The organism is Cupriavidus sp. L7L, from assembly GCF_004353535.1.
Taxonomy (GTDB): Bacteria; Pseudomonadota; Gammaproteobacteria; order Burkholderiales; family Burkholderiaceae; genus Cupriavidus; species Cupriavidus oxalaticus_A.
The window spans coordinates 32,224-44,431 of the sequence record NZ_SMNY01000016.1 but is presented as its reverse complement, the minus strand read 5'-3'; the positions used below and the strand labels follow the sequence as shown (position 1 = coordinate 44,431).

Annotated in this window: 9 protein-coding genes; 5 read left to right on the top strand and 4 right to left on the bottom strand. The window is 57.0% G+C overall.

Annotation, left to right across the window (positions count from 1 at the left end):
• Positions 1-686 precede the first annotated feature (686 nt).
• From E1J61_RS38285 to E1J61_RS38275, 3 genes are all read left to right on the top strand, one after another.
• On the top strand, positions 687-1,115 hold the full coding sequence (locus E1J61_RS38285; RefSeq protein WP_243736898.1) for a helix-turn-helix domain-containing protein: 429 nt from the start codon (positions 687-689) through the stop codon (positions 1,113-1,115).
• Positions 1,116-1,400: 285 nt separating this feature from the next.
• The gene (locus tag E1J61_RS38280; protein ID WP_133095129.1) at positions 1,401-1,547 is read left to right on the top strand and encodes a hypothetical protein; all 147 of its coding nucleotides are present in this window, start codon (positions 1,401-1,403) and stop codon (positions 1,545-1,547) included.
• Positions 1,544-1,855 (top strand): zinc ribbon domain-containing protein, encoded by a 312-nt coding sequence (locus E1J61_RS38275; RefSeq protein ID WP_133095116.1) that lies wholly within the window; start codon positions 1,544-1,546, stop codon positions 1,853-1,855. The genes E1J61_RS38280 and E1J61_RS38275 overlap by 4 nt, the downstream gene beginning before the upstream one ends.
• A gap of 284 nt (positions 1,856-2,139) precedes the next feature.
• Here the strand turns inward: E1J61_RS38275 and E1J61_RS16445 are convergent, their stop codons facing one another.
• A complete protein-coding gene (locus E1J61_RS16445) occupies positions 2,140-3,126 on the bottom strand; it encodes a ParB/RepB/Spo0J family partition protein (protein ID WP_133095115.1) in 987 nt (328 codons plus the stop codon).
• Positions 3,127-4,323 carry a ParA family protein gene (locus E1J61_RS16440; protein ID WP_133095114.1) on the bottom strand — a complete coding sequence of 399 codons (1,197 nt, stop codon included), beginning with the start codon at positions 4,321-4,323 and terminating at the stop codon, positions 3,127-3,129. It lies immediately after the preceding gene.
• A gap of 1,338 nt (positions 4,324-5,661) precedes the next feature.
• On the opposite strand from E1J61_RS16440, the gene E1J61_RS16435 reads away from it, so the two are divergent.
• Positions 5,662-7,029, top strand: a complete 1,368-nt coding sequence (locus E1J61_RS16435; protein WP_133095113.1) for a replication initiation protein — start codon at positions 5,662-5,664, stop codon at positions 7,027-7,029.
• Positions 7,030-8,253: 1,224 nt separating this feature from the next.
• Positions 8,254-8,712, top strand: a complete 459-nt coding sequence (locus E1J61_RS38270) for a hypothetical protein (protein ID WP_243736897.1) — start codon at positions 8,254-8,256, stop codon at positions 8,710-8,712.
• 711 nt (positions 8,713-9,423) lie between these two features.
• Here the strand turns inward: E1J61_RS38270 and E1J61_RS16425 are convergent.
• Together E1J61_RS16425 and E1J61_RS16420 are read right to left on the bottom strand one after the other, a co-directional pair.
• Positions 9,424-11,145 (bottom strand): ATP-dependent helicase, encoded by a 1,722-nt coding sequence (locus tag E1J61_RS16425; protein ID WP_133095111.1) that lies wholly within the window; start codon positions 11,143-11,145, stop codon positions 9,424-9,426.
• A 185-nt stretch (positions 11,146-11,330) separates the two neighbouring features.
• On the bottom strand, positions 11,331-12,182 hold the full coding sequence (locus tag E1J61_RS16420) for an ATPase (RefSeq protein ID WP_133095110.1): 852 nt from the start codon (positions 12,180-12,182) through the stop codon (positions 11,331-11,333).
• Positions 12,183-12,208: the final 26 nt, after the last annotated feature.

Sequence of the window (12,208 nt, the reverse complement as noted above, 5' to 3'; positions counted from 1 at the left end):
CACTCACCTTCGTGCTGTCGTTTTGCAGTGCCTGCGCTACAGGGGGTCCCTGTGAGCGACCTCCATCGACGCCCATAAAGCGCTCGCCTGAGGTATCGAAGGGACGAGCTCAGCAGCGCTCCAAGTCGGAAAGCGCCCACCAAGACCCGCCTTTGTCGGGTGATGCTGCTTCAGACCTTTGAGCCTCGTGTTCCGACTCGGAACACGAGGCCTTCCAGCGGGCTTACTCGGAAGAGTTAAACATCTGGGGGCTCTCCTGTTGGCGGCCCTCGCAGCCGGGAGTCGCGTGGGCAGGCGATAGTGCTTTTTTTTGATATGGCGGCGTTCTGAGTCGATCTCCACCAACATGAACGGAACGGTCAGGTTGCTCACCTCGGAGAGTCAGGCGATAGCCAATCGGATCGGCGCCAACTCTTTTCCCACGATGTCGTCTAGTTGGCGGGCGTGTGCTCCGAGGCTCTTGTATCTAGATGCTGTGTGAGCGTCGTGGGGGTGTGGTAATCGGCAGGGGCGGGCTTCCAGTGCACCCGGAGACTTCGTTGACCGCATCGGTTCAGCTGTTCGCATCCGTTGGGACGCGTGCTTGATCGGTGAGCGCATCAAACCTCGCCCTTCAGGGGCGTGGAAGGATAGCGCGGACGCCGTAGGCGTCCTTGACTACGCGTGAATGCTGATTCGATCTATTCATGCAACTGCTCCAGGCCTTCAAATACGAACTGATACCATCCGGCGACCAGCAGCGCGATATGCGTCGCTTCGCCCGCTCGTGCCGATTCGGCTTTAACAAGGCGCTGGCGTTGCAGAAGGAAAACTTCGAGGCGGACGGCAAGTTCATCGGCTATGTCGCGATGGCAAAGCACCTGACGGGATGGCGCAACGGGCGGGAGACACCGTGGCTCAAGGACTCTCCAATTCATCCGCCTCAGCAGGCGCTCAAGAGCCTGGTTGCTAGCCTACAAGAACTTCTTCGTCAAACGGGCCGCGTCCCCGCGCTTCAAGAAGAAGGAGCAAGGCGAGAGCATCCGCTACCCGGCCTCAAAGCAAATCAAGCTGGGGCGAACTGTCGCATCTTCCTGCCGAAGCTTGAATGGCTGCGCTACCCGCAATGGCCGTAATGTGATGGGCGAGCTGCGCAGCGCCACAATATCCATGAGCTCTCGCGAGTGGTTGGTCTCGATCCAGACGCAACGAGAGGTCGAGCAGCCCGTTCCTCAGACCACCAACTCCATCGGCATCGATGTCGGCGTAGCCCGCTTCGCCACATCAAGCGACGGGAGACGGGGGCTACCTTGCCCTGCTCAATTGTTTCATGCCGCACGCGGCCAGGCTGCGTCGAGCGCAGCTGTCCATGAGCCCGTAATCAAAAATTCAGCAGCAACCGGAAGAAGGCGAAAGCCAAAATCCAGCGCATTCACGCCCGCATCGAGAACGCCCGCCGCGACTACCTGCACAAAGCCACTACCCCGATCAGCAAAGACCACGCGTGTATCGAGGACTTGCAGGTCAGCAACATGTCTAGATCGCCAGCCGGGAGCTGCCCAGCATGAACAAAGCGATTCTCGATGAGGGCTGGTTCGTATTCTGCCGACGGTTGGAATACAAGCTGGCGTGGAACGGCGGCTGTCTTGTCGCAGTGGCGCCCGAGAACACGAGTCGGACGTGTCCGGCATGCGGTTACGTGAGCGTGGACAACAGGGTACGCAAACTCGGTTCCTGCATCGAATTCGGTTTTGAGGAAAACGCCGACGTGGTTGGCGCGATTAATGTTTTGGCGCGGGGACAACGCGTTGCAGCCTGTGAAGAGCTGAGCCGCTGCAGCTGGGCCGCGCTGCGAAGCGGGAACCCGCCGAAGTGACTGCGCAGTTCATCGCCGTAGGAATTCCCTTCCTTATCGCCGAAAGGCGGGGGCCCGAGGGTCGAGGGAGGGGAGGAGATGTCAAGACGTCGTGTTCCGACTCGGAACACGATCGCACGGGTTGTCGACGGATCCACGCGGACCGTTCGTGCCGACAGACTCCGCTTCTGACAGGGCCACACGGAATACAGATCGCGTCGGTATAGGAACGAGACTCGTGTTCCGACTCGGAACACAAAAAAACCCCTCAATGAGGGGTTCGAATAGTCTGCAAACGACAACTGCTAGCGTTGCGGTCCTCCGTCAAAAAGCTCGTTGATAACCGTCCGTATCCGCTCCTCCTGAGCGGCAGTCAGGACGGCACTCTTGAGCTTTACGGTAAAGCTTACGGAGTCCTTGGTAATGCTGCCGGCTTGAGTCTTACCGGCATAGACCTTATGGATGTCACGCTGGGAAGTTACGGGCGTCGCTTCGCGACGGAGTAGCGAAGCCTCCAGTAGCTTGGCGAACTTCGACTGCTCAAGGCTACCGGCTACAAGTTGCTTCCACACTTCGCGAGCCACCGCCACAGCTGGGTCGCCATGCTTCTTGAGCACCGCGTAGGTGTCACTTGCCGCAGTACCACTGAAAAGCGAAGGGTTCTTCTCCAGATCTACACGGATGAATTCGGGCAGATTGTCGAAGGCAAAATAGCGATAGAGTGTGCTCCGGCTCATCCCCATGGATTCAGCCATCCGCTTCCTGTCAGGAAACTCCTTCTCGACACGGCGCATCGCCTTGCCAATTTCGTAGTCGGTGAGGTCTTCGCGGCTGACATTCTCGGCCAAAGCGAGGACGGCCATATCTGCATCTGACGCATCCGAGATGAGCGCCTTGATTTCTTGCAGACCCAGCACCTGGTGAGCGCGCCAACGGCGTTCGCCGGCAATCAGCTCGAAATAGGATTCTTCGTTGTCCGGCGTCACTCGTCGAACGAGAATGGGCTGCATTAGGCCCAGTTCCTTAATGCTCTCCGCAAGCTCAGTAAGACTGCTCTCGTCAAACTTTATCCGCGGCTGCCAGGGATTCGGTCGAATCTTCTCGACCGGAACGGTGCTTGCAGCCCCTTGGGACTCCAATTCTCGAATCCGAAGCTGTGCCGCACTCAAGGCCGCCATCATCCCTGGTGCAGTCTTTGGACGGTCTACAACTTGGGGGGCGATCTCCACTTTGATTTCATTAGCAGGAGTCAGATTTGCGGTCTGCTCCAGCATGCGCTTGCGCATATTCATTTAAGCGTCCTCCCACTTTCCGGCATAAAACTCATCCACCCAACGGCAATATTCGTCGAACGGAATCCGCACACGCTGGAATGTCTTGTTGCTGCCCTCGAATTTACTAATGTCGAAGACCGTCGCAAGTGCGAGAGCTCCGTTACTCATCACGGAGCTCGCCGGCACTTCAATTGGGCTCATCCAATCGCCATAGGCGCGTTGCACCCAGGAGCGAACGATAGGAGCCGAAGACGCTACGCCATAGTCAACCTTCGAAAGCAGAATGCTCACAAAGTCGTAGGTTTTGTTGCCTTCGATGTTCTTGAAGCTGTCCGCCATATCGGAGAACAGACTCCAGAACGATACCGAGCTAATGAAGTCCAGACTTTCCGGCACCAAAGGCATCACCATGGCGTCCGCCGCCATCAGGCCGTTGATCGTCAGGTAGGATAGCGAAGGCGCCGAATCCAACACGATATAGTCGTATTTTTTTCGAAGAGGCTCCAAGCCCTTACGTAATAGCGTCCAAAAGCGATAATTCGCCGACTTGCTTGCCATCGCCGGGATATGAAACTCGGCGGAGAACAAAGATGGATGCGCAGGGATGACATCAACACCGTCCCAATACGTCTCCTGAATGACGCTCTCTAGAGTAAAGTCTTCTGGGCTGTAGATGTACGGCAGAACCGTGCTTTCCTCGACAATCATCTTCTCGGCATACAGGCCGCACAATTCGGTCAGCGATGCCTGAGGGTCCAAGTCAACCAGCAGCACCTTCCTGCCGCGCAAACTCAACCCCTGCGCCAGGCACATACTCGAAGTCGTCTTGCAGCTACCGCCCTTGAAATTGGCAGAAATCAGAACGCGACCATCCGCTTCGCCTTTTCTTAGTAGCGGGGACGGCTTCACCTGCGAAGCTTGTTGAACCCACTTCCGAGTCTCACCAAGCGTAAATTGGCGTACGCGCCCATGAAGCTCACCCGCCGGAAGTGTGCTCCCCTCTTTCGTTGCCAGATAGTGAAGCCGAGCGCGGTCGATGCCGCACATTTCGGCCACCTGGGTGGAGGTGAACGTTGGCGGACTTTTCCGAGGACGAGGTGCCAGGATATGTTCGCGAAGTTCCTCAGTAAGTTTTTGAAGCTTCTTCGAAAAGTCACTCATTGAACCAATCGTGACAGTCCGGTCAATCTCGGTTAATTCGCTCTTCACCACCATATTCAACGTTCCATGTGAAATTCACGATGAAACGTAGAATACGCGACCACCGGGGAAACTTCACGTACTTGTACGCACTTTTGACGAAAAAGTGACGGCTGGAGTGACTCTATGTGCTCCGTTCGCTGTATCTGATATGGCCGGGGCCGGCCCAGAGAGTAATTCGCCTTGGAAAACTTAAGCCCTCTCCTCCATAAAGCCCAGTGCGCGTGAGATTACGAACGGCGCACCACGGCCGGTGAATCCGTGGGTAATAGGCAAAGTCACCATCAATTGTACGAATTCACTGTTTTGCAGTTCTGAAGATTGGCGTCGAGCCCGCAGCAGAGTTTTCTTTCTAGAGAATCTACCGGGCAAAGTCACCAAAATTGTACGCATCGTGGTGCGGTAAAGGTCACCACATTCATGCCGGCACTACTCGCCCTTTGAGCAACTGATGAAGATCAGCGACCAAAGTGCCCTATAGACAACTTAACATCAACAGCGGGCAAAAAGCGCTGCCACTGTATTGACAACTACCTAGGTGACTGCGGCGCAACGTTCCAACCGCCAGCAACCTGTGGGGGAGTTTGCACAATTCTGGTGACCTTGTCAGACAGCTAGGGGCCCAGCTCGTACAAATCTTGTGACCTTGGTCCCCACTTCAGTAACCGGACAAACAACTAATGACCTTGTTGCCCGTGTATTGGCCCTGCCAACTGTCTCAACGGCCTCTTATGCTGCAATGCCGGACAATCTTGGTGACCTTGCTCCCTTGCCGGTTCCGTATCAAGCCCTTACCAGCAGAAATACAATTCCTGTGACCGTGAGTCGGGCAAACCGCTCGCACATCCTTGCTGGGCTTGGCTTAGCCCCGAATCGGACAATTCTTGTGACCTTAAGGACAATTTCGGTGACCTTATCAAAGCCGAGGGTCGAACGACTCAAGAGGCCCGGCCAAATCTGGTGTCCTTTTGACCACATCCAGTAACCTTGCCCGACAAAATCGGCAACCTTTGGAACCAAAAATGTGACCTTTCCAAACTAAGTCGTTGATTATATGGAGAGGCCTGCTGTCCCTTGTAAGTAGTGTTCTGTATATAAAAACAACAAACTACCAACCACACGTACCTATAGACAGACCACAAGGCACCGCACGCCAAACAACCTCCTCCCAGCCGGACCAGGCAACTTGATCCAGCTAACGTCACCAGAATTGTTCCGAATTTCTCTTGCTGACCAAACTCGGCCCCACCGTCACTATGAAGAAATTCAGACTACAGGAAGGCAAAGTCACAAGAAATGTTTTGACTTTTCGACCTTTCCCCTGCAACCTCCTGCCCAAAGGAGGGGAGTGGTATGGACAGCGCATCGCAACAATTAGCCTTGGCATTGTTCGAGGACTTCGCTCCTCGCGGCCAAAGTGTCACGGAAGCACCCAAGGATTTGGGCTTCCGTCGCAGCAATGCCTTCGTCAAAATCATCGACCTTAGTCTGGCAGGCCGACGCCTCATCGATGTTGCGTACTTCCTTGTCGCTGAAGACCAAGAAGTCCGGCGCGAATACCGCGTCGATCTCGGATTGTTCAAGTGGCTACTGGCCACAACGAGCAACAACCGACGTCACCTCAGCAAGCTAATTCGCGAAGCCCAGAAAGCGGCTATCGAGTTAAACGAAATCGACGTCGAGGACCCTTCCAAAGATCGCTGGGGGGCAGTGCCTCTAATGGGTCCAGCATTCATCGAAAAAGGTGAGTTCATCTTCGAGCTTCCTGATCGGCTACAGCGAGCCATCAAGAACCCGAAATCATCGCATTTTCTGAGCCTGCGCTACGTATTCAAGTCGGTTCACTCTAAGGTCCTGTACGACCGCCTACAACAATTCATGGTTGAGGGCATCACGCCTTGGTTCGAAGTTCAAGCCTTACGTGCTTGGTTGGAGTGCGAGAAGAAAACCTACGATCTTTTCAAGCACTTCCGAAGTAAAGTTCTTGAGGTAGCTATCTCGGAAATTCGCCAAGTGACAGGACTCCACATTGAGATGCTCACACTTAATGTGCCTGGTTCAAAGAAGATCGGACAAGTTCGATTCCGATTGAACGCTACCGAGCAGCCCAACGAGCAAAAGACCGCATTCATCGTACTTCGCAACGTCTATGAGACCTTGCGCAAGGAGTTCGCACTCAACCAGTCCGAATTCAACGAAATCATTACCAACCGCGACCTGTACAACGACGAGCGAATCCACCAGGCCATGGAGTACACCCGGCACAACGTGAAAGTTGGCAAGGTGAAGGTGCGCGCGGGTGGTTATTTCATGAAGGCCCTTCGCGAGGGCTACTTGCTTGGTGAACTCGACAGGCAGATTCACCATCACTCGGCCATTGCAGACTCAACACGTAAGGCTGCTGACCAAGAGATGGCTGAGCGCGAGGCCCGTGTGAAGGCCGCTGGCGCGGAGCGCGACCAACGAGAAGCTGATTTCGGTTGGGAAGCATATAACAAGCTGTCCACTGAGCAGCAATCGGACATGATGTCCGAATTTTGTCAGTCTCAGGCTGCCAAGCTTCTCGCGCGAAGACTTAACGTGACGCTCCTGAACATGCATGAGCACATCGATGATCCTAGTGTTCGAAGCACGTTTGGAGGCTTCGTGGCGAGTCGCGTGCACAAGGCGGCGAAGGCCGCCAAGCGAGTAGGTGCAGCGGCCTCAGCAAGTCTGATCTGAGCACGCCAGCGTTACAGGAACCCGCGCGCCACTAAAGCCTTCGGCTTATAGCGGTGGTTTCCGGGTTCACCGACTTCTGCGCGGCGCGGCTGACCGCCCGGCGCCTTACCGATATCTCGCCTGCGTGGGAGCCTGTTTGGCCCCCGGTTCGAAGCGTCCCGCTCGTACCTTGGTTCGCATCCGCATCTCCGCATCGTCTTCTTCCGGCCCACGGCCGTGAATTCCCCCGACAGCACCAGCGCAACACTGCGATCCCGGATGACCCGGCCGGCGTTATGGTCGGCGTTGGTTCGGCAGCCGCCGCCTTGGCAGAGAAGCTACGGCCTGTGGGCCGGTTGTCCGGGCGCGTGTGGCCGCAGCACTGGCTACGCTCCTGCGAACTGTATTGCGGCCGCACCGTGACGACGAGCTTGTTGCGTCGCTGTGCCTTGTATTGGGCGAACACAAATGTCTTGCCCCAGGCGCTTGCCAGTATCTCGCTGTTCGGGCCCGCCTTGGCCCTGGCCTGATTCGTGAGCTATCAGCAAGCTCGGTCCTGCTTGGCTATGGGCAGCCGAACACTCAACGCCTTAGCGTGCAGCGCCTCAAATGCCTGCAGCCGAACGCCGGCGGACTCCGCCAAGCGGTAGCTGGCCTGATGTACGAAGTCTAGTCTCACCTTGCTCCCGGCCCACACCACCTTCGGCGGCAAGCGTACTGGAAGTAGGGCGCAATACTCCGGGCCCGGACGCCGTGCTGGTTGCACGCAGAGGCCTCATACTCCGCCTCCGAGAGGACACCGATCATGTTCGATGCATGTCTGCCATCAAGGACGCTGCGAAGTTGCCCAATAGCTGCTTGTGCCACTGCTGGCGATGACCTTGACGCTGACGGGGGCTCGACGAGGGCACCCTTGAGCCCAAGCGCTGCTTTGTCCATCTCGATAAGCCAGTCGCGCGCCTGGCCATGGCCTAATGAACTGCGCCGGCCGCTGGCCTCGGTGATTACGATTGAGGCTGAGTCGACCTCATAGATGCGCCCGTCGGGTGCTGCCACCCGTTTTCCGCGGTACCGCTCAACGAGTTGGATAACGTCCTGCCGCTCCTGCTCGGCGCGAGCGTCGGCTGCGTGCCTCTCATCTTCTTGGACCTTTCGAGTCCGGGCCACATGCCCATAGTCAATGGGCTTTCCGAGGAGTGACTTGAGATAGGCGAACAGTTCTCGCCCTCGGAGCGGCTTGAGAGAATGGCCGGACGCCGAGACGACATCCGACAGTCGGTGGCCAGCTTTCCTTGCAAGGCGCATCAGCAAGAAGAGGGCGGACATCTTCAGCTCTTGATCGCGCACGAGAGGCGCCAGATCAATGGGCACTGTCCGATCGGCAATCTGCACAAAGGCTCCCCGCATGGGATGTTTCTTCGTAGAAGACTGCTGGTAGTTGTTTACGCCACTCACCTGTGCGAGAGATGTAGCAACGGACTGGGGCTCATCGTGACCGGTCCGACGTTGAGCCGCCCCAAGTTGCACGACAGTAACCTCAATGCAATGGAGCAACTTTGCAGTGAACCGGATCCGGCCAACGACCTCGAGTTGCGCCCTGGTGCGCTGCTGCCGTTCACGCTCTATAAGCCCGGCATCCTCGAGTGCGCCGAGCGCTCGATAGACAGTGGCCTCGCTAATCGCAAGATGCTGCGCAATCTTTGACTTCTTGATGAAGGCTAGCGCGTTAGGATGTTCTTGGTTCAGTGCAAAGCGGATGAGCGTGGCCAGAACTTGGCGACTCGTGATGTGCAAGCCCCGAAGCCCATCTGACTCGTAAGCCAATGCGATCGCCCTGAGGATCCGCTCCGGCAGACGCCCTGCATCGTACCTGACTGGCTTGGGTTGCCGGCCATCACTGACAATCGAGGTTGGAGCATGCAACGCACCGCCGCATGCTGTTGTTTTTTGGGCAATAGGAAGCCCTTCGAAGCCAATAATCATCTTCGACCAACGCGCAAATTTGTGGAGGGAGCATTGACAGCGAAGGGAGAGGCTTCGTAGACTCGAACTGTCTTAGAGGTCGGGTCAAGATGGTTTCGAAGCCTGCTCCCGTTTTGCCTATGCGGATAAAAAGCCTGGAGCGCCCGAAGCTCCAGGCTTTTTTGTTCGGGCTGTGCCTACGGGCTCAACGACAACTCCTTGAAAATGCGATAGGTCACGCTAGCTCCAGAAGGGTCCAGGCGAACAATATTGGGCGCCTGCAGGGCACCACAGGCATCGTCGACTCGATCAGCGGGTTCTATTCGCCGTGCGCCAACATTCGCCGGCGGCGTAATGCGGGGCAGCGTGCAGTACCTTCTTGTTTTCGACACGGCGGCTGCAATTGCCCATCTCGTCGAGGAGTCGCTACTCAGCGGGAGGACACGCACCAAGTCACCCAAGCTCGGCTTCAAGGATGAACCTGGAAGTCGGGTTCTTTTTGGTCATGGATACCCGTAGATCCTGCCGGGCACGCGTCACTGCCACGTAGAAGAGGCGGCGCTCCTCAGCCTCGGTGCTTTTTTCGTCGGGAACGACCGTTTCCTCCGCCCGGATAATCCAGACGCGGTCCCATTCGAGGCCCTTCGAGCTGTGCATCGTCGTCAGCACCAGCGCATCAGGCTCCGGCTTGTTGTTGTCTCGCCGCAGGAAATCCAAGCGATCGGAGAAGGGGCCGGTCAACCGCGACAGCACGTCATACGTTGTGGTGATGGCGCGGCGGGCCTGATCTGCGCCTGCATGCTGCATCATCCACTCGTGCACGCCCTCCAAAACTAACGAATAGAACTGCCGGGCGCAGAGTGCGCGCCATTCAGTCAAACGCTTCATTAGCTCCCGATACTTGTCGGTCGAATTCTCGGAGAGACCCAACTCCACCAAGTCCTTCCTCTGATGCTGCTCGCCGGCGGTCTTGCCACCGTTGTGGAGTAGTCGCAATTCATGCGTTCCGACACCTACGAACGAGAGCAATGCGTCGATCCCGGTCTTCCTAGTCTTCTGGACGAGTTCCAGAAGGTTGCACATCAGGGCACCCTCAGGGCGGCTGAGAATAGATTTTCCCGACGCCCGGTAGTACTTGATGCCGTGGGAGCGACAAACCGCCTCGACTGGATCGAGGATGCGATTCGTACGGGCCAGGATAGCCGCAGACTGGCTCTTGGAGAGTGCAGGCGCGAGGTGTTCCATTGCGGCGACTGCCTCGACGTACTCGTCCGGGAACCGTTGGAAGGCTACTTCGCCGCCTGGGCCTTTGTGAGCAACGAGGACTTTCGGAATCCGGTCGCGATTGTGGCGGATGATCTTGTCGGCAGCACCGAGAATCTCAGCATGACAGCGATAGTTTTTTCCCAGCACCACAGGTTGCGCGTCGAACTGCCGAATGAAGGACTCCATGCCGCGGAAGCCGAGGGCCGAGCGGAAGCCGTAGATACTCTGATCGTCGTCGCCTACGACTGTGACGATCGAACCGGCCTGAGCATGGAGCGCAATCCACTGGTACTGCAGCGGATCGGTGTCCTGAAATTCGTCAACGAGCAGATAGGTGAGGGGGTACGGAGCTATCGTGCCAAGTTGCATGCCTTCGACCGCCAGGCGCAGCATGTCCTGAAAATCGATCTTCCCATTGCGCTCCAGCGAATCCTGATAGGCGCGGTAGAGGACCTCCTCGGTTGTCCCTGCCTGAACCTTGCCAAAGTTTGTCTTGATGGCCTCGATGGCAAGGATAGCGTCCTCAACCTTCCAGTCCAATCCAGTGTCAGCGAGTGCCTGAGTGAGCAACCCAATGCGATCGCCATCGGTGGCGATATCACGCTTTCCTTCGACGCCGCTGCTGAGCTGCTTGTAGGCGAGTGAATGGAACGTGCCGGCCATCAGGCGCTTCTTGGCGATACTGCCCGCAATTGACCCAATGCGGTCGCGTAACTCAACGGCGGCATCCTTGCTGAAGGTGACGGCACCAACCGTCGCGTTGGGCGATGACAGCAGCATCGCGGCCTTCGCCGCGATGGTTGCCGTTTTTCCGGCGCCCGGGACAGCGATTGCGACGCAATGGGCACGGCAGTCGACGACTTCGCGTTGCGACGGATTGAGTTTCTCAAGGGTCTCCGCAAGAGACATGATGTTCGACCGGCAAAAGTTGGACTTGGACTATTCCGACCCTCAGTGATAGCAAGTGTCACTTGCATACATCAAATGTCAGAAGGTGCCATGAAGGAATCACGAGGTGACACGACGCGTTACACAGTTAAACGAGAGATCCTGACATTAGGTGTGACATGCTCACAGCAAGTGATACCTATGTGTCAGATGCCGCGCACAGTCGTCATGAGCTTCAAGTGCGTCGTGTAGCTGCGCAGGCCAAGGGGCTGGAACTTGCGCAGGAAGCGCGTGACTTCGTCGTTGACGTCGCTTTGATCCCGGATGCCGTTCCAGACCATAAAGTCGAACTGATCCATGGCTTGGTCGAACTTGATCAGAACCTGCAGGGCACGCACTGAAAAGCGCGAGTACGCCTGAACCTCGAGCGCAAGGGAAGGGCGCTGGATCGTCGGCACGAACACGATCTCGTCTTTTGCCCGCATCTCTTGTTCCCGTTGCTCGCGATAGGCTTTCGCCACACGCAACTGCTCGTCCACGTAATCCTCGATCTTCGAGAGCTCGCGTTCGAGGTAGTTCTCAAGCGTGGACAGTTCGCTGCGCGAGAACGTGGCAGCGCCAAAGCGTTGAAGGTTCAGCGACATGCGGTTCATGTACGGCCACCATTGCTCAAAGAGCGGGCGCAGGCGAGTGTGATTGAGCTTCAGCGCCACAGGAACAACTGCTGCACCAGCGAGCTCGCGATTGAGGATCAGCAGGCCGAGTTCACGACGACGGCGAACGATCGCCTGGCGGTCCTCGGGCGCCAGGTCGCGGAACAGCTTGCGAGTGCGCTCCACTTGGGCCTTGCGCTCTTCATGATCCGCCGTCGAGATCAGACCCTCATTGCGCAGTACATCGGCGGACTGCTCCATCTCCGCGAGTTCTGTCTCAACATCGCCGGAGCTATCGATCGAGCCAAGCGTGGTGGGCGCTTCAGCGAGCAGTGCAACAGTATCGTCGGTCGGACCAACTTCCTGGAGAGGCGCATCTGCAGGGGTCAGATCGGTCGTGGTCATGATTTTCTCCTTTTGGAGGCCGGACA